The sequence below is a fragment of the Methylobacterium sp. PvR107 genome (assembly GCF_017833295.1).
Classification (GTDB): Bacteria; Pseudomonadota; Alphaproteobacteria; order Rhizobiales; family Beijerinckiaceae; genus Methylobacterium.
The window spans coordinates 4,290,244-4,313,494 of record NZ_JAFIBW010000001.1; the positions used below are offsets into that span (position 1 = coordinate 4,290,244).

19 protein-coding genes are annotated in these 23,251 nt (G+C 69.2%); 8 read left to right on the plus strand and 11 right to left on the minus strand.

Annotated features, from left to right (window positions below; translation table 11 throughout):
- Nucleotides 1-189: 189 nt before the first annotated feature.
- Both JOE48_RS20205 and JOE48_RS20210 read right to left on the minus strand, forming a co-directional pair.
- Complete coding sequence (locus JOE48_RS20205; protein ID WP_210032432.1) at nt 190-3,327, minus strand: efflux RND transporter permease subunit; 3,138 nt, start codon at nt 3,325-3,327, stop codon at nt 190-192.
- A 9-nt stretch (nt 3,328-3,336) separates the two neighbouring features.
- Nucleotides 3,337-4,497: an efflux RND transporter periplasmic adaptor subunit gene (locus JOE48_RS20210; RefSeq protein ID WP_210035931.1), complete on the minus strand. Its 1,161-nt coding sequence runs from the start codon at nt 4,495-4,497 to the stop codon at nt 3,337-3,339.
- Nucleotides 4,498-4,797: 300 nt separating this feature from the next.
- Between JOE48_RS20210 and JOE48_RS20215 the strand changes: the two genes are divergently transcribed.
- Entirely contained in the window at nt 4,798-4,980 is a 183-nt protein-coding gene (locus JOE48_RS20215; protein ID WP_210032433.1) for a hypothetical protein, read from the plus strand.
- 128 nt (nt 4,981-5,108) lie between these two features.
- On the opposite strand, the gene JOE48_RS20220 is transcribed toward JOE48_RS20215, so the two are convergent.
- The 4 genes from JOE48_RS20220 to JOE48_RS20235 form a co-directional block, all read right to left on the minus strand.
- Nucleotides 5,109-5,339 (minus strand): DUF6894 family protein, encoded by a 231-nt coding sequence (locus JOE48_RS20220; protein ID WP_245252895.1) that lies wholly within the window; start codon nt 5,337-5,339, stop codon nt 5,109-5,111.
- 216 nt (nt 5,340-5,555) lie between these two features.
- Entirely contained in the window at nt 5,556-6,602 is a 1,047-nt protein-coding gene (locus JOE48_RS20225) for a glycosyltransferase (RefSeq protein ID WP_210032434.1), read from the minus strand.
- The gene (locus JOE48_RS20230; protein ID WP_210032435.1) at nt 6,599-7,687 is read right to left on the minus strand and encodes a glycosyltransferase family 2 protein; all 1,089 of its coding nucleotides are present in this window, start codon (nt 7,685-7,687) and stop codon (nt 6,599-6,601) included. The genes JOE48_RS20225 and JOE48_RS20230 overlap by 4 nt, the downstream gene beginning before the upstream one ends.
- A 1-nt stretch (nt 7,688) precedes the next feature.
- Nucleotides 7,689-8,783, minus strand: coding sequence for a glycosyltransferase family 4 protein (locus tag JOE48_RS20235; protein ID WP_210032436.1), 1,095 nt, complete (start codon nt 8,781-8,783; stop codon nt 7,689-7,691).
- Nucleotides 8,784-9,134: 351 nt separating this feature from the next.
- On the opposite strand from JOE48_RS20235, the gene JOE48_RS20240 reads away from it, so the two are divergent.
- From JOE48_RS20240 to JOE48_RS20250, 3 genes are all read left to right on the plus strand, one after another.
- Nucleotides 9,135-10,112: an SPFH domain-containing protein gene (locus JOE48_RS20240; protein WP_210032437.1), complete on the plus strand. Its 978-nt coding sequence runs from the start codon at nt 9,135-9,137 to the stop codon at nt 10,110-10,112.
- Nucleotides 10,113-10,117: 5 nt separating this feature from the next.
- Nucleotides 10,118-10,576, plus strand: coding sequence for an NfeD family protein (locus JOE48_RS20245; RefSeq protein ID WP_210032438.1), 459 nt, complete (start codon nt 10,118-10,120; stop codon nt 10,574-10,576).
- Between the two features lie 230 nt (nt 10,577-10,806).
- Entirely contained in the window at nt 10,807-12,306 is a 1,500-nt protein-coding gene (locus JOE48_RS20250; RefSeq protein WP_210035934.1) for an HWE histidine kinase domain-containing protein, read from the plus strand.
- A gap of 208 nt (nt 12,307-12,514) precedes the next feature.
- Here the strand turns inward: JOE48_RS20250 and JOE48_RS20255 are convergent, their stop codons facing one another.
- From JOE48_RS20255 to JOE48_RS20265, 3 genes are all read right to left on the minus strand, one after another.
- Nucleotides 12,515-13,576, minus strand: a complete 1,062-nt coding sequence (locus JOE48_RS20255; RefSeq protein WP_210032440.1) for an HD-GYP domain-containing protein — start codon at nt 13,574-13,576, stop codon at nt 12,515-12,517.
- A gap of 63 nt (nt 13,577-13,639) precedes the next feature.
- Nucleotides 13,640-15,574, minus strand: coding sequence for a sensor domain-containing diguanylate cyclase (locus JOE48_RS20260; protein WP_245252897.1), 1,935 nt, complete (start codon nt 15,572-15,574; stop codon nt 13,640-13,642).
- Nucleotides 15,575-15,908: 334 nt separating this feature from the next.
- Nucleotides 15,909-18,788, minus strand: coding sequence for a phosphoenolpyruvate carboxylase (locus JOE48_RS20265; RefSeq protein WP_210032442.1), 2,880 nt, complete (start codon nt 18,786-18,788; stop codon nt 15,909-15,911).
- 197 nt (nt 18,789-18,985) lie between these two features.
- On the opposite strand from JOE48_RS20265, the gene JOE48_RS20270 reads away from it, so the two are divergent.
- Together JOE48_RS20270 and JOE48_RS20275 are read left to right on the plus strand one after the other, a co-directional pair.
- Nucleotides 18,986-19,288, plus strand: coding sequence for a hypothetical protein (locus JOE48_RS20270; RefSeq protein ID WP_210032443.1), 303 nt, complete (start codon nt 18,986-18,988; stop codon nt 19,286-19,288).
- Nucleotides 19,285-19,923 carry a hypothetical protein gene (locus JOE48_RS20275; RefSeq protein ID WP_210032444.1) on the plus strand — a complete coding sequence of 213 codons (639 nt, stop codon included), beginning with the start codon at nt 19,285-19,287 and terminating at the stop codon, nt 19,921-19,923. The genes JOE48_RS20270 and JOE48_RS20275 overlap by 4 nt, the downstream gene beginning before the upstream one ends.
- Before the next feature lie 4 nt (nt 19,924-19,927).
- On the opposite strand, the gene JOE48_RS20280 is transcribed toward JOE48_RS20275, so the two are convergent.
- The gene (locus JOE48_RS20280; RefSeq protein ID WP_210032445.1) at nt 19,928-20,287 is read right to left on the minus strand and encodes a helix-hairpin-helix domain-containing protein; all 360 of its coding nucleotides are present in this window, start codon (nt 20,285-20,287) and stop codon (nt 19,928-19,930) included.
- Nucleotides 20,288-20,513: 226 nt separating this feature from the next.
- On the opposite strand from JOE48_RS20280, the gene rpmF reads away from it, so the two are divergent.
- On the plus strand, nt 20,514-20,702 hold the full coding sequence (gene rpmF / locus JOE48_RS20285) for a 50S ribosomal protein L32 (RefSeq protein WP_003601373.1): 189 nt from the start codon (nt 20,514-20,516) through the stop codon (nt 20,700-20,702).
- Between the two features lie 437 nt (nt 20,703-21,139).
- Here the strand turns inward: rpmF and phaR are convergent, their stop codons facing one another.
- Complete coding sequence (phaR, locus tag JOE48_RS20290) at nt 21,140-21,730, minus strand: polyhydroxyalkanoate synthesis repressor PhaR (RefSeq protein WP_210032446.1); 591 nt, start codon at nt 21,728-21,730, stop codon at nt 21,140-21,142.
- A gap of 324 nt (nt 21,731-22,054) precedes the next feature.
- On the opposite strand from phaR, the gene JOE48_RS20295 reads away from it, so the two are divergent.
- Complete coding sequence (locus JOE48_RS20295; protein ID WP_210032447.1) at nt 22,055-23,239, plus strand: acetyl-CoA C-acetyltransferase; 1,185 nt, start codon at nt 22,055-22,057, stop codon at nt 23,237-23,239.
- Nucleotides 23,240-23,251 lie beyond the last annotated feature (12 nt).

Genomic DNA, 23,251 nt, shown 5'->3' on the forward strand with positions numbered 1-23,251 from the left:
CCTCGTTCGATTCGCTGGCCGGAGTCACAGCCCATCGCGGCGCCGCGCGCAATGCGCGCCGCTGGGACACAGGGCTTAGAAAGCGGATCCGACCGCTTCGCCTGCTACCGGTGCACGCCATGAGGCTATCCCGGGCCCCGCTGCGCCGTCCCGGGATGACGGAGCGGACGACATTCCGGCCGCTCCGTCCTATTCCGCGGCGATGCGGGGCGGCGCGGGACGGCCATCATTGGCGGGATGGACCGGGTCGAAGGTTACAGCATCCTCCGGGTCGTCGCGCTCGCCGACGAAGCGGCCGAACAGACGCTTCATCAGGCGCGACAGGTCATCCATCAGCACGAAGATCGCCGGCACGAAGACCAGCGACAGCACCGTCGAGACGATCAGGCCGCCGATCACCGCCACCGCCATGGGCGCGCGGAACTCGCCGCCGATCCCGTAGGCCATCGCGGACGGGACCATGCCGGCCGCCATCGCGATGGTGGTCATCACGATCGGCCGCGCCCGCTTGCGGCCGGCATCGACGATCGCGGTGTTGCGGTCGACGCCGGCGTGGATCTGCTCGACGGCGAAGTCCACCAGCATGATGGCGTTCTTGGTTACGACGCCCATCAGCATCAGGATGCCGATTACCACCGGCATCGAGATCGGCATGTGGCAGATCAGCAGCGCCAGGATCGCGCCGCCGATGGAGAGCGGCAGCGAGAACAGGATGGTCAGCGGCTGGAGGAAATTGCCGAACAGCAGGATCAGCACACCGAACACCATCATCAGGCCGGCGCCCATGGCGAGCGCGAAGCCCTCGAAGACCTCGCCCATCACCTCGGCGTCGCCGGTCTGGCTGATCGTCACCCCGGGGGGCAGGTTCTTGGCGGTCGGCAGGTTCATCACCTGGCTGATCAGCTCGGCCAGCGCGTCGGTCCCCTGCATGTCGCCCTCAAGGGCCACGCGCACGGAACGGTCGTAGCGGTCGATGCCGGTCGGGCCCTGGCCGAGGCTGATATCGGCGACGGTGGCCAGCGGAACGGCGGTCCCGCCCTTCACCGGGACCTTCAGGGTCTCGAGGTCGGAGAGCCGGCCGCGCAGGCTCTCGGGCAGCTGCACCCGGATCGGCACCTGCCGGTCGGTCGCGTTGAACTTGGCGAGGTTCATGCCGATATCGCCGATCGTGCCGACCCGCACGGTCTCGGCGATCGTGTCGGTGGTGACGCCGAGATCGGCCGCCACCGCGGGCTTCGGGCGGATCCGGACCTCGGTCCGGTCCAGCGGCGCGGTCGACATGACATTGACGAGGTGCGGGACCTGCTGCGCCTCGCGCTGCAGCTTGGCTGCGGTCTCGGCCACCACCGCCTTGTCGGGACCGGCGATGATCAGGGCCAGGTCGCGCTGGCCGCCCTCGCGCAGCGCCCAGAAGCGCAGGTCCGGCTCCTCGCGCAGGATCGCCGCGACCTCGGCGTCGACCTGCTTCTGGGTGCGGTGGCGGGTGTTCTTCGGGACGAGATTGATGGTGAGGCTCGCGAGCCGCACCTCCTTCTTGGCCGGCAATTGGCGCCCGCCATCCACGAACACGCTCTTCACCTCGGGCAGGGCGCGGATCTTCTCCTCGATGCGGTCGGTGACCCGGACCGTGTCCGGAAGACGGGCGCCGGGCGGCAGTTCGACCACGAACAGGGTGCGGGCCTGATCCTCCGCCGGCAGGAAGCCCGCCGGCAGCAGCCCCGTGGAAGCGATCGAAGCGGCAAAACACGCGATGCCGAGCACCAGCGTGATGAACTTGTGCCGGACCGACCACGCCACGAGCCGCGTATAGCCGCGCATCACGACGCCGTCGCGCTCGTGCTCCGGCCCGTGGTCGCGCAGAAAGTAGGCGGCGAGGAGCGGCGTGATCAGCCGCGCCACGAGCAGCGACATGAACACCGCCGCCGCGATGGTCAGGCCGAACTGCTTGAAGTACTGGCCGGCGATCCCGCCCATGAACGAGACCGGCGAGAAGATCGCGATGATCGTCGCCGTGATGGCGATGACCGCGAGCCCGATCTCGTCGGCGGCCTCGAGCGACGCGCGGTAGGGCGACTTCCCCATCCGCATGTGCCGGACGATGTTCTCGATCTCCACGATCGCATCGTCCACCAGGATGCCGGTGACCAGCGTGATCGCCAGGAGGCTGACCGCGTTGAGCGAGAAGCCCAGCGCGCTCATCACCCAGAAGGTCGGCAGTACCGAGAGCGGCAGCGCCACCGCGGCGATCAGGGTCGCGCGCCAGTCGCGCAGGAACAGCAGCACCACCACGACGGCGAGGGCCGCGCCCTCGATCAGGCCCATCATGGCCGAGTGGTAGTTGCCGATCGTGTTGTCGACGCTGGTGTCGATCAGGTCGAAGCGCACGTCGGGGTTCGCCGCGTGGAGCGCCGCGATCTTCTTGGCGACGCCCACCGAGACGTCGGCGTCGCTGGCGCCGCTGGCGCGGGAGATGGCGAAGGCGACCACCGGCTCGCCGTTGAAGCGCGCGAAGGTGCGCGGCTCCTCGGCGGTATCCGACAGGGTCGCGAGCTCGTCGAGGCGGACCTTGCGGTTGCCCGGCACCACGATGGAGGTCTTGGCCAGCGTGTCGAGGCTCGCCGAGGCGGCGAGCGCCCGGATCGACTGCTCCTGGCCGCCGACCTCGGCACGGCCGCCGGCCATGTCGGCCGAGGTCAGGCGCAGCTGCCGGTTCACGTCGGCGGCGGTGATGCCCAGCGCCAGCAGGCGATCGGGCTTGAGGGTGACGCGGATCTCGCGCGCGACGCCGCCAAGCCGCTCGACGCCGCCGACGCCCTTCACGCTCTGCAGGCCGCGGGCAACGACGTCGTCCACGAACCACGACAGGTCCTCCGGCGTCATGGCCGGCGCGGAGGCGCCGTAGACCATGATCGGCAGGCCGGCGATCTCGACGCGGGAGACGATCGGCTCGTCGATGGTCCGGGGCAGGTTCTGGCGGATCTTGGCGATGGCGTCCTTGACGTCGTTGGTCGCTCGATCCTGGTTCACCTCCAGGCGGAACTCGATCGTGGTGGTGGAGGTGCCCTCCGTGATCGTCGAGAGGATGTGCTTGACGCCCTTCACCCCGGCGACCGAATCCTCGACCCATTTGGTGACCTGGGTCTGCAATTCGGACGGGGCCGCGCCCGACTGCGTGATCGTCACGGAGACGATCGGGATGTCGATGTTCGGGAACCGGGTGATCGGCAGGGCGCGGAAGCTCACCAGCCCCAGGATCATCAGGACCAGGAACAGGACCACCGACGGCAGCGGCTTGCGGATCGCCCAGGCGGAGACGTTGAGGCGCATGGCTCGGTCCTACCGCGGGGCCGCGTCGGCGATCGGCGTGCTGGTGGTCGCCGGGACCGGGCGGACCCGGTCCCCGTCGCGCAGGAAGCTGCCGGCGCGGGCCACGACGCTCTCGCCGGCGGCGACGCCGGAGCGGAGTTCCGTGAAGCCCTCGGCGGAGAGCCCCGTCGTCACGGGCCGCGCCTCGACGCGCCCATCCTTCACCACGAGGACGCTGGCGCGACCGTCGGCGGCGTAGAGCAGGCTGGAGACCGGGACCGCGACGCCCGTGCGGCGCGCCACTTCGACGTTGCCGCGCGCGAAGGCGCCGATCCGCAGGGCCGGATCGTCGCCGAGCCGGATGCGCACCTTGCCGAGCCGCGTCGCCCGGTCGACCTCCGGGTAGACACGGCGCACCTTGCCGGAGAGGCGACGACCGTCATCGAGATCGAGACTCGCCGGGTTGCCGACCTGGATGCGGGCCAGCGACGTCTCGGGCACCTCGCCCTCCAGCTCGATCTCGCCGCGGGCGATCAGCCGGAACAGCGGCTCTCCCACCGCGGTGGCGGTGGCGCCGATCCGGGCGGTGCGGCGGTTGATGATGCCGGCCTCCGGCGCCCGGATATCGGTGCGGGCACGCCGCAGGGCGATCTCGGAGCCGGCCGCCCGGGCGGTGGCGAGGTCGGCCTGGGCGGATTGCAGGCCGCCCTTGGCGGCGGCGAGGCGCCCTTCCGCCCCCTGCGCCGCCGAGACGCGCTGCTCCAGAACCGCCGCGGTGGCGTTGCCGGTCTTGGCGAGCGCCTGGGCCCGCTCCAGCGACTGCTTGGCTTCGACGTTGGCGGCCTCTGCCTGAACGATCTGGCTCCGGGCCTGGACGATCGCCGCCTCGGCCCGGGCGATCGCCGCCACGTTCGAGGCCTCCTGGGTCGCGATCATCTCGAGCGACAGCCGGGCGAGCACCTGGCCTTTCGTGACGCGGTCCCCCTCCTCGACGAGCAGCTCTGTGATGCGCAGGCCCTCGACCTCCGGGGAGACCAGGATCTCGTCGCGCGGAACCAGCGTCCCGGTGACGACCGCCCGCTCGACGATCTCGCGGCTGTCGGCGGGCACGACAGTGACCGCCGGCGCGATGGTGGCGGCATCGGGAACGGAGGCGGTCTCGACGGCCCTGGCCGGCGCCGCGGCGAGCATCGCGAGCCCGCACAGGACGCTGAGGCGGCACGCGCGCCAACGGACGTACTTCACGACGGGGGCCTCGCGGTCGGTGCTGGATTGATGACGCACCTCTATCCCTGTGCAGGCCGGCGTTTTCATGGCGCGCTATCCTTCACGGAAGCCAGCATAGCGCCGTCGCACGTTTCCGTCGCCGGATGTCACGCCGCATGTTCCGGACCTGTGACGCAGAAGCCTCTTTGAATGTCGTCCTCTGCAACCGGCCGCGAATAGCGACGTTGTCACCCGGTTGGTCTTCGCGAGACGGGGGAGGGATCGATGAGCATCTTTCAGATCAAGCAGAAGAAGAGCGGCGCGGTGCTCTGGACCGGCGCGGCCGACGACGAGCAGACGGCCCTGGACGCGATGGCGCGTGAGGCCGGATACCGGGACTTCTCGGCCCTTCCCGACGCGCTCCGAGCTAATGGGATCGAGGCGGCGAAGCTCGATCTGATCTCCTGAGCCGCGGCGCGGCAACGCGCAAGATGGGTGTCGGAGCGGCCGCCCCTTCGGTGCGGCGGCCTTTCTGCGACAGGAGGGCTCAGCTCCGTCGTAGCCCCAGGCCGCTCGCAGGCGGCAGGCCGTGGAAGCTAGACGGTGGCGTCGGGTTTCCGGCGCTGGCTCGACAACACGGGCGCTTCCTGGGCGATGATATCGAAGCGAAACAGCACGAGTTGGCGCTCGTCAGTCACCTCGATATGCCAATCCTCGCCCAAGGCGATACGGGCGGCATTGGCTTGGAAGATCGCGCCCGCCCGCTGAATGGCTTCTACGCGCGCGTCCTGCCAGTCCGGCAGTTCGGTGCCTGTTGCGTCAGGCATGCTGACGCCATCATAGACATTGAAGAAATAGCGCAGCAGGTGCTGCTCCGCCGTTCAAGGCGGGAGCTGTCGACTCTCGGTCGCGGACGTGCCTAGTTCGAGGCCCGCAACTACGGTCCCCTTTCGCACATAACGGGACGTGGCGCGCTCATCTAGATCAAGCTTTCCTGCGCCGGACCGCTATGCCACACCCTCGGCCTGCGGCCGGGATGCTCTTCAGGCTCGGTCGGCGTGCTGGATCAGGCGCTCGATCGACGCCGCGCAATCCTTCACCGCATCCCGGCTGTGCAACCCGCCGATCACCGAGGGATCGAGGGCGAGCCCGGCCCGGATCAGGTTGGGCCATGCGGAGGGAGCAGGCCAACCGTCGTGGACGATGGCGGCACCGAGGCGCGCCAGGGCGGCGGCCTTCTCCGTTTGCTCGCCGTAGGCCCGCTCTTCCGGCAAGCAGACGAAGCGTTTCGCCTGGGCGGCCGCGAGGGCCACCACACCGTCGCCGCCGCCGCCGATCAGAAGCGCCGCCCGCGCCACCCGGGCTTCGCTATCGGAGACCCACCCGTGCAGGTGCAGGTTGTCGGGTGTCCGCCCCGAGCCCGCGACTGGGCCAAGGACATGCCAGGGCCGATCGGGTACGGCGCAGGCCGCCGCCGCGAGGTCTTCGACGTTGCCGCCCGCGCCGCCGCGGCCGAACACCACCACGATTTCCCGGCCCGCCTCGGAGACCGGCTGCGCCGGCGCGCCGAGAAATCCGGCATAGTGCGTCTTGGCCCGGACCCACTCCGGCACCCGGGCGCCGTCCAGGGCCGCGGGAAAAGGGGCGAGGAGCCGCGTCGCGCTGCGGAAGGCTTCGAGATGCGGCCGGTCGGTCCGCGTGCCGGCAAGCCGCACCACCAGCGTCGGGATCGACAGGAGCCGCGCCAGGAGGGCGATCTCCACCGAGACGTCGACCACGATGAGGGCGGGATCGGTGCGCTCCGCCCAGGCGGCGATGCGCGCCATACGGCTCCGCACGCCGGGATGGTTCAGGGGTGCGTAGTGCAGGGCCTCAGGCCGCTCGGCCGCACCGTCCCGACCGTCGAACGCGTCCGAGCCGCCGAGCGGGCGGTCGTCGGGCAAGTCGAGGATGTCGAGGCCGGCCGTATCGAACCCGGACAGCGTTCCGAGGATCGTGCACGGGCGGGGCAGGAGCGCCGCCACCGTCCGGGCCCGCTGCAGGTGGCCGGCGCCCTGATGATGGACGTACCAGCCGATTCCCCGGGTCACGCGGCATCCCGCAGGGCGAGGGCCAGCGCGTCGAGATCGGCCAGCGCCCGGTCGAGGGGGCATTCCCGTGCCGGTGCAGCGCGCGCCTCAAGGATTCTGTCGGCCCGCTCCACGAAGGCGATGTCGTTGGGGCAGTCGCCGACGGCGGCGAGATCGTCCGGGCCGAGGCCGAGGCGGGTACAGGCCGCCGCCCGGAGCCGGGGCGCGAGGTGGAACGCCCGGCGCAGGGCCGCACGGCGCAGGATCAGCGCCTGCCAGTGGGCGGCTTCCGGCAGCAGGTAGGCCTCGCCGCCGATCGCCCGGGTGCGGCGGGCCATCTCGGTGGCCATGCCGCCCGACACCCGGCCCTGGTGGCGGGACGAGACCATCACGCGCACGTCCGGGCAGTGACGCAGGCGGGCGCCGTGCTCGCGCAACAGCCCGACCAGGGCGTTGTCTTCGCCGCAGGGCAGGGGCGGCAGCCCGCCCACGGCCCGGTAGAGGGCGACCGGGACTGCGAGGCTCGCGCCGGTATGGTCGCCGTGGCGCGGCGCCGGATCGTGCGGCGGCGGGTCGAGGATGTCCTCCAGCCGCCGGACGCCGGACCAGTAGCGCTCGATCCGGGCATGTAAGGCCGCGAGCGCCGGATCCGCCGCGCCTTCATCGTCGATGACGAGCCGGCCGCCGACCACGTCGGCCGCCTGCAGCGCCCGGAGATTGGCCGCGACCCAGTCGGCCGGCACGCGCGCATCGGCATCTGTGGTGAGCAGGATGCCGTCTGAGAACCCGTCGGCGACGAGCCAGTCGGCCCCGGCGTCGAGCGCCATGCGGCGCGCGGTGCCGACATGCGCCTCCGCACCGGCAAGCTGCACCTCGATCAACCGGAGCGCGAGCGGCGCCAGGGCTCCGGACGCCTCGAGGGCGCGGATCGCCGCCACGGTCCCGTCGGTGCAGTTGTTGGCGAGGACCACGACCCGCAGGGCGCCCTGCTGCGGGATGCAGTCCTGCCCGGCCAGGGAGGCGAGCAGCCGCGGCAGGCGGTCCGCCTCGTTCCGCGCCGGGATGCAGACGGCGCAGGGCAGGGTGCGGACCGCATCGGCGCTCATGTCAGGCCCGCCGTCCGGCGACGCGCAGGACCGGCCGCGCCCGCTCGGCACACCGCGCGATCACCGCCGCGTAGGCTTCCAGGTACCGGTCTGTCATGGCGGCGGCATCGTAGAGCGCCTCGGCCCGATCGCGGCAAGCGCGGCGGGAGAGTCCCGCAGCCTCGCGGATCGCCACCGAGAGATCCTGCGCATCGTCCGGCCGCGCGAGGCGGCCGCACTGGGCGTCGAGGATATTCGGCATGGCACCCCGGCGGAAGGCGGCCACCGGCGTTCCGCAAGCGAGCGCCTCCGCCACGACAAGGCCGAAGGGCTCCTCCCAGCGTGGCGAGACGATCGCCACCCGGGCGCGCCCGAGATGATGCGCGAGATCCCGGTGCGAGAGATGCCCGAGATGCGTCAGATCCGGGCCGAGGCGCGGCGCGATCTCGGCGGCCCAGTAGCCGGGGTTGAGCTTCGGCCCCGCGAAGGTCAGCGGCAGCCCGGCTGCGCGACTGGCGTCGATGGCGAGGTGCAGCCCCTTCTCGGGCACGATCCGTCCGGACCAGAAGACGAAGGCCGGATCGTCGGCCCTTTCCGAGAACGCGAAGGTCGAGAGATCGACGCCGTTATCGACCACCTGTGCGCCCGGCACGAGCGAGGCCCATTCCTGCGCCAGAGAGGGCGAGACGGCCAGGAACGCCATGTCGGGATCGGCCTCGACCACCCCGGCCGTGAGGGCGTCGAACGGCGGCGTATGCAGCACCGTGACCCAGGGCAGGCCGAGCCGGGCACTCTCGCGCAAGGGCAGGGCGTGGAGGGAATTGTTGTGCACGAGGTCGAAGCCGCCGGCCGCGACCCTCTCCATCATCCGCCGATAGGCATCGTGCTCGGCGCGGTCGATCGCCACCTCGCGCTCCGGGTCGAGCAACGCATCCCCGGTCGGATCGCAGAGCATCACCGGGTCCAGAGCCGGGTCGGACCCGCGGCTCGCGAACAGCGTCACCTCGTGCCCGCGCCGCTTCAAGGCGACGGTGAGGAGGTGCGTGTGCATCTCCAACCCGCCGGCATAGGGCTGGCCGATCGGGTATTTCAGATGTGCGAGGACAGCGATCTTCACGCGCGCACCAAGTCCGGGAGGATGGGGATATCTGCCGCCCACCGTGGCGCGAAAGGACTTCTTTCCGCGGCAAGCGTGGGCGGGATCATGCCGATTGTTTCTTCAACAAGCGTTGCGATGGACGGGCCTGAGCGCCGACAAGCGCGACGCATTCGTCACTCTTACGCGCGGCGGCCTGAACCGCTGATGATCGGATCCGCAAGGCGCCCGTTCACGCGGCGTTCGTTCCGTTCCCGGCTTGTGGATCGCGCCAGCGCGGACGGGCGCTCCTCGCGGGCCCGAAGCGCAGCTGATAGGCTGCGATTCATACCGTCGGCCGGGCTCCGCGCGCGGCGGATCAGGGGGCCATCGATGGATCTTTCGGTCGGGCTGAGCGTCTTCGCGGTCGGCGTCGCGGCGCTCGCCGTCGTCACCTTGGCGGCCGGCGTGAAGATCGTGCCTCAGGGCTATGTCTACACGGTGGAGCGCTTCGGCCGCTACGCCCGCAGCCTGGATGCCGGCCTGGGCTTGATCACGCCCTTCGTCGAGCGCGTCGGCCGGCGGGTCAACGTGATGGAGCAGGTGATCGACGTGCCGAGCCAGCAGGCCTTCACGCGCGACAATGCCGGCGTCACCATCGACGCGGTGGTCTTCTACCAAGTGCTCGACGCGGCGCGCGCGTCCTACGAGGTCTCGAACCTCGACCTCGCCGCCACGACCCTGACCATGACCAACATCCGCACCGTGGTCGGCTCGATGGATCTCGATCAACTGCTCGCTCATCGCGACGAGATCAACGAGCGCCTGCTTCGCGTCATGGATGCGGCGGCTTCGCCCTGGGGCGTGAAGATCAACCGCATCGAAATCAAGGACATCGTGCTTCCGCCGGATCTCGCGGGGGCTATGGCCCGGCAGATGAAGGCCGAGCGGGAGAAGCGCGCCTCGATCCTCGAGGCGGAAGGTCAGCGCGCCGCCGAGATCCTGAGGGCGGAGGGGCGCAAGCAATCGGCGATCCTCGAGGCGGAGGGCCGGCGGGAAGCAGCCTTCCGCGATGCCGAGGCGCGCGAGCGCTCTGCCGAGGCCGAAGCGGCGGCGACCGGGATGGTCAGCCGGGCCATCGCCGAGGGCGATATCGCGGCGGCGAACTTCCTGGTGGCGGAGAAATACGTCGATGCCGTCCGCGCCATCGCCACCGCGCCGAACCAGAGGGTCGTCGTGGTGCCGATCGAGGCGGCCGCACTGGCCGGGACCCTCGGGGGCATCGGGGAACTGACCCGCTCCGTATTCGGCGAGGGCGCGCCGCCGCGCCGGGCGGGACCCCCGCCCAATGTGGCGCCGCCGCGGGCGTGACGTCCATGACGCTCACCGCCGTCCTCGGCGCCGTCGAGTCCGTCGGAGCCGCCTGGAGCTGGGTGATCGCCGGCCTCGTCTTGGCGGCGGCCGAAATCCTGGTCCCCGGCGTGTTCCTGATCTGGCTCGGCCTGGCGGCATTCGCCACCGGGATCGCCGCCGCCGCGATCCCGATGCCCTGGCAGGGCCAGGCGCTGCTCTTCGCGGGCCTCGCCGTCATCCTGGTCGGGATCGCCAGCCGCCTGAACAGGCGCAGCGCGGGCGCTTCGGGGCCGGCGCTGAACCGTCCCGATCGCGGCCTGATCGGGCGCGAGGCCATCCTGGAGGAGCCGATCGTACAGGGTGCCGGCCGCATCCGCTTCGATGACACGCTCTGGCGCATCGTGGGACCGGACTTGGCCGTGGGCGAGCGGGTGCGCGTCATCGGCATCAGCGGAACCGTGCTCCGGGTGGCGGCAGCCTGAGCCGCGGACGGCCTCTACCCTCCGAGGCGGCGTACGCTCGATCCCCGGCGACCTCGAGAGCCGCCGCGTTGCTTCCGACCGTCCGCAAACATCGGTGAACGCCACGCCCAAGCCTGCGACAACTTTTCAGGCAAGAGGGTTGCGCACAAGCGAGTTCAGCTGTGTTACGGCACCGTCGAGACGGCTGCGGGAGGCGCGTGCCGCAGGATCGCGGCGTGGGCGGCGAGGCAGTGGCAGATCACCAGGAACGCAGCCGGTTCGAGGCGGAATTCGCGCGGACAGACGCCAGCACGGATCCCTTCGTCGCCGCTGTCCGGGCGACCCGGATGCCGATGCTGATCACCGATCCCAATCAGCCGGACAATCCGATCGTGTTCGTGAACGCGGCGTTCTCGCAGCTGACCGGCTACGGCCACGACGAGATTATCGGTCGGAATTGCCGTTTCCTGCAGGGGCCGGAGACCAACAGGGACGATATCGCCAAGATCCGGTCCGCCATCGCCCGGCGGGTGCCCGTCGAGATCGAAGTCCTGAACCACAAGAAGGATGGTGCGGTCTTCTGGAACCGGCTGCTGATCTCACCGGTCTACGACAGGCACGGCGAGCTGACCTACTTCTTCGCGTCCCAGTTCGACGTCACGCTGGAACGGGACAAGCTGGCGCGGATTCAGCGCGACCGCGACGCCCTGGAGCAGGAGGTCGCCCGCCGCACGAGCGACCTGTTGCGCAGCGAGGAGCGGCTGCGCTTCATCCTCTCGGCCGCGCGCCTCGGTTCTTGGACCCTCGACCTGGCAGAGATGCGCCTGCTGGCCTCGGACAGCTGCAAGTGCAACCTGGGTCGCGCGCCCGATGAGCCGTTCACCTACGCGGACCTGATCGACGCGATCCTGCCCGAGGACCGCGAGCGGATGCAGGCCGCGGTTCGGACGTCGATCGAGACCCGTGCCGATTATGATATCGAATACCGGGTGCGCATGCCGCGCGGCGAGGTCCGCTGGCTCCAGGCCCGTGGGCAGACCTTCTACAGCGTCGACGGCAAGCCCCTGACAATGGCGGGCGTCACCATCGACATTACCGATCGCAAGCGCGCCGAAGAGCACCGAATGCTTCTGGCCGAGGAACTCAACCATCGGGTCAAGAACTCGATGGCGACCTTGCAGTCGATCGCGCACCAGACCCTCCGCAACGCTGCCTCGCTCGAGGAGGCGCACAGGACGCTGGATGCCCGGCTGCACTCGCTCTCGATCGCCCACGACGTGTTGATTCAGAAGGATTGGGCGGGCGCGGAGCTCGGGCAGATCGTCGACGGGGCGTTGCTGGCGTTTCAGAGCGGCGCTGCGCAACGCTTTGTCGTCAGCGGTCCCCAAGTCTGGCTCCCGCCGCGCCTGACCCTCGCCTTCAACATGGCGCTGCACGAACTGGCGACCAACGCGGTGAAATACGGTGCCTTGTCGGACGATGGCGGTCGCGTGATCCTCAACTGGGACATCGTGGAAGGATCACAGCCTGCTCAGCTCTGGTTACGCTGGGAGGAGGTCGACGGGCCGCCGGTCGTCGCGCCGACGCGCCGCGGGTTCGGCTCACGCCTGATCGAGCGGGCCCTGGCAGCCGAGATGGGCGGCACGGCCGCAATCGATTATCGCCGCCGTGGCGTGGTGTTCACGCTGGAGGCTCCGTTGCCCGAGCAGGTGCCGGCCGCTCGCCTCCCTGACCTGGACAGAGATGGCTGAGGCCGCGTGACGGCGGAGAATTCTGCGCTTCCCGATCGTTTCGACTCAACCGGCCAAATCGGTTGACCAAATGATGGCGACCCAAGGTCTGCATTCCATCCGCTTTGCCGTGTGAAAGGCCGCTCAGGGTGGACGACGTCCGTTGGCCGTGGCCGGTCAGTGGTTCGGTCAGCCCTCAGGCGAGCGACCCGTATGCCTGTATACCGTTTCACGCTGCGTGAGGCACTTGCCGGTTCTGCCGGCCGACCGTCAGGAACGCCTCGATCTTGTCCCAGCGGCTGAGGAACGCCGCCAGGACACGGGGGTCGAAGTGAGCACCGGCATTCTCGGCCATGTGAGCGCGCGCACGCTCGGGCGACCAGGCCTGCTTGTAGGGGCGCTCGGTCGTGAGCGCGTCGAAGACGTCGGCCACGGCAACGATCCGGCCGGACAGCGGGATTGCCTCACCCTTGAGCTGGTGCGGGTAGCCCGTCCCATCCCAGCGCTCGTGGTGGCTCACCGCGATCTCGGCCGCGAGCCGCATCACGGGAGAGGCGCTCCCGCCCAGGATTCGCTGGCCGCGCTCGGCGTGCAGTTCCATCTCGCGACGCTCCTCGGCCGTGAGCGCACCGGGCTTGAGCAGGATGGAATCCGGCACGGCGATCTTGCCGACGTCGTGCATGGTTGCGGCGAGACTCATCTGCCGACACTCTGCCGGGGCGTGGCCGAGCGCCTCCGCGATCAGCCCCACATAGGCGGAAACCCGGACGATGTGATCGCCGGTATCCGCGTCCCGGTGTTCGGCCGCCCGCATCAAGGTCGAGACGATCTCGCGCTCGCGCTCCTCGACCAGGCTTACGGCGGTTGCGACCTCGCGGGCGAGTTGCGCGGTGTGCTCGCGCTGGAGCCGATGAGCGGTGGAGAGGGCCAGCAGGTTCGACACGCGCGCGCGGATCTCGACCGGGTCGGCGGGTTTGGCCAGGAAGTCGGTCGCGCCGGCCTCTAACGCCGCGCGACGGAGGCTGCGCTGGTCGAAGCTCGTGACCATGACGATTGGCACGGTCGCGAGCTCTGGACTGCGCCGCAATGCCTGAACGAACTCGATACCGTTCATGCCCGGCATCTCGTAGTCGGTGATCACCACCCCGATCTCGCACGCGTGCGCCTTCGCAAACGCGAGTGCCTCTTCCGGCACGGTGAAGTCGTGCGGGGTGCATCCGGCGAGTGGCCGAAGCGCGGCCACGATCACCAGGTTGTTCATCTCCGCATCGTCGAGAATGAGAGCTAACATGGAGGAGTGTTCTTTTTCGTTGTTTGTCGTGCCGGTGCGCTGCGTCGTGATTTCGCGGTCGCTCTAAGCGGCCGCCCGCAGGCTTGGTGATTTCGACGCCTCGAACGACCGCACGCAGTTGCGGCCGCCTGACTTGGCCGCGTAGAGCGCGCGGTCGGCCCGTTCGATCGTGTGGTCGACATCGCCGTCGGTGAACTCGGCCTCGGCCAGGCCGATACTGATCGTCGCCCTGAGACACAGACCGTCTGGCTCGAATACGGTGTTCGCCACCGTCTGCCGGATCCGGTCCGCGAAGATGGTCGCGCCTTTCAAGTCGGTCTCGCGGAGCAGGACCACGAACTCCTCGCCACCGAAGCGCGCCACCTTGTCGGTGGTTCGGACCGCCTCGCTGACGATGCGCCCGACCTGACTGATGACCTCGTCGCCCGCGGCGTGCCCGTAAAGGTCGTTGACGCGCTTGAAGTGATCGATGTCGATCATCAGGATGCAGATCGCACGCCGGTAGCGCTTGAAGTAGCTCATCGCGTCGCTGGCCAGCGGCAGGAACGCGCGCCGGTTGAGCAGGCCGGTCAGCGCGTCAGTGTCGGCCAGAACCTGCATGGCATGGAGGTCGGCCCCGATGCGTCTGACGCGGTCCTCTGCGGCATGAACCGCATTGTTCGCCTCGGCTTCGATGAGGCGTACATCCGCTTCGGCGGTACCGATGCGCCGCAGCAGCGATCTGACCGCGGCGGACAGGCGCAGTACCTCGGGGGAGCCGTGAACATGGCGGGTCATCCGCGCATTCGGCTCGCGCCCGATGCGGTCGACGGCATCGGTGAGCTGCTTCAAGGGCCGGGTGAGGCGCGCCGCGACCCACCAGATCGCCGCGATGCCAAGTATAGCCGTGGAGAGGCCGAGCAGGAGTATCAGGCCGGTGAGTCTCTTCGCGCCGGCTAGTGCGGTGTCGACCGGCTGCAGCGCGACGACGATCCAGCCCAGGCCCGGGTAGTCGCCCCGTCCGCGCGTGGCAGCGGCCGTGGCGAGCCGATCGCCTTCAGCGCCGTGGACGATGAAATGACCGGATGCGAGGTCGGCGGCCGTGTACGGGGTCGTCCCGAGTTCGGATCCGAGCAGAACCTGGCCGGTGCGATCGAGGACGACGACATCCTCCTTCAACTCGGGCCTGCGAGACGACAGGACTTCGCGCCGGACGACATCGGCCCAACGCCAGCTCAGGTGAGCGCCGAGAACGCCCACGACCTGGCCCGAGGCGTCACCGACCGGAACGGCGACATCCACGAATCGGAACGGTGCTCCGTCCCTGTTGGGAGGAAGCTTGGATGCTAGCAAGATCGCCGCGTGCACGTCCTCGACCGCGGCTTGGCGAAGGCCGTTGTTGAACCAAGGGCGCTGGCTGACGCTCGCTCCTTCGAGAATGCCGCCTGTGGCGGCACGCACCAGGCCGTCGCGATCGGCAAACCCGATCCAGGCGTAATCCGGAAGCGTCCTCTGCATCGTCTCGAGGACTTTGCGCAGGCTGCCGGTGTTCTCCATCCAGTGAGGTTGCAGCGGTTCAAGGGCTCCGACGTTGCGGATTTCCCGGAGACGCTCGGCCATGTCCTGATCGAGTCGATCGGCCATGGAGCGGGCGACCTGGAGAAGGGCGTTCTGCGCCATATCGGTGGCCTGCCCCCGCGCCAGCAGCGCGGATCCGATCGTGGTCACGCCGACGATCGCCAGTCCGATGGCACCTGCGAGCAGGCTGATCTGACGCCGCAACGAAACGCGGTCCGCGAGCCGCTTGAACATCTTGAGCCATCCTCGACCAGCGAGGAGTATGCGGCTCAGTTCATGACGGCGGGTGAACTTTCTTCGTAAATAATGCGCTGCTTGAACGGCGCGGCGGTCGCCGTGTTGCGGCCTATTCCGTCTGTAAATCTTTGCCTCATCAAGCAGACTGCAAGCGGACGTTGCGCGCTTCCGTGAAGAATCGGAAGCCGCTCCTCGAACGGCCAAACCGATCGATTTCAGATTCGAGCGGAGAGATCCGAATATATCGAAATTTTGAGCGAAACATACGCCATCGATAAGAGGCCGGTGTGGGGCGATGAAAATAATCTTCGTAGATCTAGATTGATGGGACGAATTTATAAGGTCTGTAATTTTGCTTTCGCTTGATATTTTTTGAATTTGAAAGTATAGGTGAAATTCAAGTATTAATGTTCGTAGAGGGTGCTACCCTGTCGCCGGAGCCCTCTCGACGAGCAGGTGGTCGACGCAGCCCCGTCAGCGGCCACGGTACCACCGCGTCGCGCATCCCGCTGTGACTGGGTGGGAGAGAATTGTGTTCTCACCCGAATGCCCCGACCTCGTGCTGGATCATGCCGGAGATCTCTCGCATTTGGTCGAACATCTGCCGGATCGGCTGGAACAGGTTGGCGTGCTCCGCCTCATAGGTACCGACATCGCGCGGACCCGCGGGCTCGCCGAAGTTGAGGCCGAGGGTCGGATCCGGGGTGATCGGGAAGATCTCGTCGAGAAGCTTCAGGCAGCCGTCGATGTCGAGCCGCAGGAAGCGCTCGAGGAGCTGCTCGCGGGAGATGCCGGCCTGCGGCCGGAAGCCCGGGATGTGCACCGCCAGGAACCAGATGCGGTGGATCAGCGCGAGCCGGAGGGCGTGCAGCAATGTCAGCCGTGCCGACATCGCCGGCAGGTCGGGGGCCGCCGCGGTCAGGGCAAGCCAGTCGCGGGTCAGCCGGCCGAACAGACTCCGCAGTGCGGATGCGAGATCGAGGCGCTCCAGTGCGCCCGAGATCACCACCAGCTCGTCGCGGCGAAAGTCCTTCTGCGTGCGCCGGGCGCGCTCCAGCCACACGGCCGGGTCGAGCGTGTCGATATAGGCGCGCAGCACGTCGAGATCGCCCACCGATGCGGCATGCTGCACCAACCGGAAGGCGCGCGAGAACCGCACGGAGTCGCGCCGCATATCCCGGAACAGGTCCGGGCCGCGCTGGGCGGCGCGGCCGATCCCGTGCAGCGAATTCGCCAGGAAGCCGAGCTGGTGCAGAATCGCGTTGTTGGGGATCGCCCGCATCTGCCTGGGGTGGGTGATGCGGGCCGGGCCGCCATTGTCGCTCTGGCGCGCGACGGGGCGGGAGCCGGTGCGATCGATCAGGCTCGGGCCGAACGTGCCGAGCAGGGCGGCGTACCCTGGATCGTCCACCAGCGCCTCCATGTCCTGGCGGGCCGCGGTGAAGAATTCGAGGGCGAAGTCCGGCTCGGAATAGATCGGGTCATCCTTGGCGTCGGCGTTCGCCTGCGCGTCGTTGAGGGCGTAATCCGAGAAGGTGTCGTCTTCGGCCACATCGAGCGCGTAGACGTGCTCGGCGATGCGGGCGACGCTCGCCGCCGCCAAGGCTTCGGTGCCGTAGAGCAGGTAGCCGTCGGTGCCCTGGAAGCTCGATTCCAGCCGAACCTTGATTCCGGCCTTGCGGGCGCGGTCCCGGGCATCCTCGGGCGCCAGATAGGCGAGGCGGTCGCGCAGCGAGGTGGGATGGGCGCCGCGCCCGATCGACTCGCCGTGGGTGTCGAAGATCGCGAGCTCGATATCGGCCAGGCCGTTCTGCAGCAGCATCTCGGTGATACGCAGCCGCAGCCGCTCGATCCAGAAGGTCGCGGCGAGCTGACCGACGTACCGGCCGGAATCCGAATAGCCGAACTGCACGGTGAGCCGGCCGATGCGCTTCAGGTACTGACGCCAGTGCGGGTTGCGCAGGGCGTCGTCGAGCACCCGGATGCCCTGTTCCAGCGCGCTCGCCGTCTCGAAGAGCGGGGTGATCTCCAGCCGATCGGCGATGCCGTAGTGGCGGGCGAGCCAGAGGGCGGCGAGAAGGGTGTAGCCGGTCTCGGTCTCGGCGATCAGGAAGCGCACCGGGTGGGTGCCGTCGACGTGCTTGAGGATCTGGGCGATCGTCATCATCAGGCGGGCGGCCGAAGCCCGCTCGGCGGCCAGCGCGCCGAAATCCACCGCCACGGGCCGCACGTCGTTTAGCAGCGCGTGGACCGTCGCCAGATGCGAGCGGCGGCGCGCCGCGTCGGCGGGTTCGCCCTCCAGGTCGACGACGCGGCGGACCGCGTTGTGGATCTGGCTGGCGTTCAACCGGAAATGCGGCAGCGCGTTCGAGAGGCCGTGCGTGGCGACGCCGGCCCGCAGGACGGCGATCCTGCGCTGATCGGCCGGGTCCTCGGCCGCTTCCAGCGCCGCGGTAAGGCCGGCGATCAGCGGACCCGCATTGGTCTGGGCGCGCTCGCGCTCGATGATCAGCGCCAGAGAGAAACGGTGGACCGCTTCGAGGGAGGGCTTGTCGCCGAGGCGGGGGGCGACGGCGAGCTGACGATTCACGGCCGCGAGAGCGCCGTCGGCCAGGGCGCGGACCTCGCGGCAGGCCCCGATCTCAGGCAGTTCGCGCATCACCCGATCGAACTGCATGCGCTTCGAGATCAGCCGGTAGCGCAGGGTGTCCCACCAGCCGATATCGGTGCGGCCGTCGGTGTCGCAGCCGACCCAGCTGGCGATCGCGAAGGGGCGCGGCGTCAGCTCGGTCCAGCGGTCGGGCCAGCGGGCGCGGGCGGCGTCGAGCAGCGCGGCATTGAACGCATCGAGGGCGAGCCGGCCGTTATTGGCTGCCGCGCAGGCCTGCTCGAACTCGACATCCAGGGTGATCGGCGCGTCCGGACGGGTCGAGAGCGCGGCGGCCCGCGCGATCAGGTTGGCGCGGGCCGTCGCGTCGGGCAGGCTGGCGGCCTCCGCGAGCAGGCTCGCCACGGCCCGCGGCATGCCGAAGGTCGGATGGGCGGTGAAGACGACCGCGAAGGCGGTGCGGCGGATGAAGTCCGCGAAGGCCTCGAAGGCGTCGGGTCGGTCGGGGACCGCGGCGACCAAGCGGGCCGGGATGGCCGCCTGCGGGTCCGCCGGTCCCGACTCCAGCCCGACATAGGCCCGCAGCCGCGCTGCCCGTGCCTCCAGGGATGCGGCGCGCAGCCGCGCGAACAGGCTGTCGAGATCGCCCGCCGAGATCTCGTTCCGGTCGAAGCGGCGCGTGATCGCCAGGGTGACCGCCAGGACCGGGTTGCGGAACGGATCTTCCCGGGCTTGGTCGCGGGCTGCCTCGATCAGGCCGAGGAGGTGGCTCTCCAGCTCCTCGGGCTTGCGGCTCGGCTGGTGCTGCATCGATCGATTCCGCCTCAGGTCTGCCCGCATCTACCCGGTCCGCCGCCCCACGCAAGGAGCGTTCCGCGTCGTCGGCAGGGCAAGCCTCCGGCACGGGTGGTCCGGCCCTGCATGAGTCGGTTCCGGACAGCGCGCCCATGCCGTCGTGCGCGACGGGGTGACGGCGGCCCTTCAGGCGGGTTAGAGCTTCGAACAGTATGGAGCGCCTGCTGATCTTCCTGGCCGTACTGGTCTTCGCCGTTGCCATCGCGACTGTCCTTGCCATGGCGGCGAGGATGCGGCGTGAGCCACTCCGCATGGACTCCGAACTCGACGTGGATGATGAGCACCTGTTCATCGGTTCGGTCGGCCCTCGCCCGAGCCCGATCGACCGCTCGGCACAGGTGCTGGATCCCCGAGTCTTGGATTTGGACGCAATCGAATTGGAACCGATCAGAGCACTCGACAGGACAGAGCGGATCGAGGGGCCGCGGCGCGATGTGCCGGAGTCCGGGCGATGAGGGCCTTCGCTTGGCTGCTGCTGGCCGGAGCGGCCTGCCTGACGGCTGTGCCGGCTCAGCCGTCTCTGGCCCAGACCGCGCCCGCATCGGCCGCGCCGAGCCCGGCGCCGGATCCGGCAACGCCGCAGGTGGGGACGTCACCGCCGGCTGCCGCCCCGCCGGTCGAGCAGCCCTGCGGGGCCCGGGCCGCGCGCTTCGAGGGCGCGAAGGGATTCAAGATGGTGGTGATCCGGGCCGGGCAGGTCCAGACGACCAACCCGCTGCGACCCCTGACGCCCGAGGTCAACGAGGTCCTGCTGGTGGTGGTGGCCGGCAAGGTCGCCACCGCCTACGGTCCGGATTTCAGCACCCTGCGACGCGGCAGCGCCCCGGCGGCGATCGAGGCGATGCTCGGCGGCCCGATCCGCTGGCAGGCGGCCCTGCCGACCCTGCCGGATCCGATCGCCATCGTCTCGGAGGAGGGCAGCCCTCTGGCGCAGCTCGCCTTCCGGGCCTGCGAGGATCCGCCGGCCGTGAAGACCGCGCCGAAGCCCGTGGCGCGCAAGAAGAGCCCGGCCCGGCACGCGGCCCCAAAGGCCGCGGCCGAGAAGACGCCCCCGGGCTTCTCCATGCCTCAGGGCGCGATCGCCGAGTAGGCGGTCACTTCTGCTTGGCGATCACCTTGTCCTTGATGCCGTCGTAGGCGTTCTTCGGGATGATCTTCTTGGAGACCAGGTCGTCCTTGCCGCGATAGGGGCGGCCCTTGATGATCGCGGCCGCGCGCGCCGCGCCGATGCCGGGGAGCGCGTCGAGCTCCTCGCTGCTCGCGCTGTTGAGGTCGAGGAGCGCGCCCTTGGCGGCATTGGGCGACCCGGCGACGGGGGCGCTCGGCGCCGTGGGCTTGGCCGGGGCGGTCGGCGACGCGGTCGTCGGCGTCTGGGGTGCCTGCGCCAGGGCAGGGGCCCCCAGAAGGCCGGACAGCAGGGCGAGGAGGGCAAGGGTCTTGGTGGAGGAAGCCATGGCGTTTCTCCCGAGAGGCACGGCCCGCTGCGCGGTACCGTCGCCTCGGCTTTGCATGGCTTCGCTTGAACCCCCGCTTAACGGTTGTGGTCGGGCGCCTCTAGCCACGGGCCGGTGCCGGCGCTATAAGCGCGCCCTCATCCGTATCCCGCGGTGTGCGTGGCGATCCTCGATCGAGGAGCCGCCTGCGCGCTGCTTTGTCCGCGGCGTCACGAAGGATCCAGCCATGGCCGTTCCGAAGCGAAAGACTTCCCCCTCCCGCCGCGGCATGCGCCGCTCGGCCGACGCCCTCAAGGCGCCGACCTATGTCGAGGACAAGGATTCGGGCGAGCTGCGCCGTCCGCACCACATCGACCTGAAGACCGGCATGTACCGCGGCCGTCAGGTGCTCAAGGTGAAGTCCGCCGAGGCCTGAGCCTCGCGAGGGCGGCGCCTCAGGCGAGGCGCCGCGCGGCCTCCGCGTAGCACGCGGCGGCCATACGGGTTCGCTCCAGACGCGACGGAAGCAGCGCCGGGTCTCCGGCCGTCAGCAATTGTGCGATGAAGCCCGCGCGCGGTCTCGCCGCGGCTGGGCGTTCCGCCGGTGCGGCCCTTTCAGACCTCTCAGACTGTCCACCATCGATCAGGACGAGCGCGCGTGCCTCGGGCGATGTCCGCCGTGTGCCATCCCTTGGCGTGCCCTCGGTCGCTCCCGGCACGTCCCGCGCGGGCCTGACCTGTGCCGGCTCGAGACGGCTGCCTGTTCCGATCCGAACCATCGCCACATCCTCCGCACGTTTCCGTGCCGATGTCGCAAAGGTGGGGCCGATGTTTACTAATCGTCAACCTTCTATACCGCCGCACCGGCGGTAATTATTTCTTTGCGAGGGCTTCCAGGCGCTGCTGCATCTCGAGCATCTGCCGCTTGAGGTCATCCAGCTCGCCGCCGGCATAGGGTGCCGGCGCGGACGGCACAGAGGGGTGCGACCCGGCGGCGGGCGGTGCGAAGCCCGTGAACATCTTCATGGCATCGCCGAAGAAGTTCATGTTGGTGCGCACCTGCTGTTCGATCGCGTTCTGGAATGCGGCCGGGCCAAAGCTGTGGGCGAATTTCTCGCGCAGGCCATCCTGATCCTTGGCGAAGTTCGCCATGGAGAACTCCAGGAAGCTCGGCACCATCGTGCGCATGCTGTCGCCGTAGAAGCGGATCAGCTGGCGCAGGAACGCCACCGGCAGCAGGTTCTCCGCGCCGGCCTTGTTCTCCTGCTCGAAGATGATCTGCGTGAGCACCGAGCGGGTGATGTCGTCGCCCGTGCGGGCGTCGTAGACGACGAAGTCCTCGCCGTTCTGGACCATCGTGGCGAGGTCTTCCAGCGTCACGTAGGTCGAGGTGCCCGTGTGGTAGAGGCGCCGGTTGGCGTACTTCTTGATGACGGTCTGGGTGGCCTTGACGGTATCCGCCATCGGGAACGGCCTTTCTGGACTCGGGACCTAGGGGTGTCGCAGGCGCGCGGTGCGGCCTGGCGGGGGCCGTCTTCGCGCCCGCAGCACGATCCTTAAAGCCTTCTCCGGGCGCAGAAAACAGCAAATTGCACGTCTTCAACGCAGAATAATGCAGAGCCCGCCCGGTGGCGAGATCATTTCAGTCACTTCAACACGTCATCGCGGGCTTCACGCCACCGATGCACAACCTTGACTTCGCCTCCCTCACGCCCTTCATCCCAAGACCGGCACAGAGCGCGCCCGGGAATTGGAAGGCGCGCCGGCTCGTGAGAGGAGAACGTTCACATGGCAGGCAGCGAAGAGATCGTCATCGTCGGGGCCGCGCGCACGCCGGTCGGCTCGTTCGGCGGCGCCTTCGGGGCGGTGCCGGCCCACGAGCTCGGCGCGACCGCGATCAAGGCCGCTCTGGAGCGCGCCAAGGTCTCGCCCGACGACGTGGATGAGGTGATCTTCGGCCAGGTGCTCACCGCAGGCGCCGGCCAGAACCCCGCCCGTCAGGCGGCCATCAAGGCCGGTATCCCCGAGAAGGCCACCGCCTGGGGCCTCAACCAGGTCTGCGGCTCGGGCCTGCGCACGGTCGCCATCGGCATGCAGCAGATCGCCAACGGCGACGCCAAGGTCATCGTGGCCGGCGGCCAGGAATCCATGTCGCTCTCGCCCCATGCGCAGTATCTGCGCGGTGGCCAGAAGATGGGCGACCTGAAGCTCGTCGACACCATGATCAAGGACGGGCTCTGGGACGCCTTCAACGGCTACCACATGGGCCAGACCGCCGAGAACGTCGCGCAGGCCTTCCAGCTCACCCGCGAGCAGCAGGACCAGTTCGCGACGCGCTCGCAGAACAAGGCTGAGGCCGCCCGCAAGGAGGGCCGCTTCAAGGACGAGATCGTCCCCGTCACGGTGCCCGGCAAGAAGGGCGACACCGTCGTCGACACCGACGAGTATATCCGCGACGGTGCCACCATGGAGGCGATGGCCAAGCTGAAGCCCGCCTTCGCCAAGGAGGGAACGGTGACGGCCGCCAACGCGTCCGGCCTGAACGACGGTGCCGCCGCGCTCGTGCTGATGTCGGCCTCGGAGGCCGAGCGCCGCGGCCTGACCCCGCTCGCCCGGATCAAGTCCTGGGCGACCGCGGGCGTCGACCCGAAGGTGATGGGCACCGGCCCGATCCCCGCCTCGCGCAAGGCCCTCGAGAAGGCCGGCTGGAAGCCGTCCGACCTCGACCTGATTGAGGCCAACGAGGCCTTCGCGGCCCAGGCGCTGGCCGTGAACAAGGACATGGGCTGGGACGACGCCAAGGTGAACGTCAACGGTGGCGCCATCGCCATCGGTCACCCGATCGGCGCCTCGGGGGCCCGAGTCCTTGTCACCCTGCTGCACGAGATGAAGCGGCGCGATGCCAAGAAGGGCCTCGCCACGCTCTGCATCGGCGGCGGCATGGGCGTCGCGATGTGTATCGAGCGGACCTGATTCGTCCGTAAC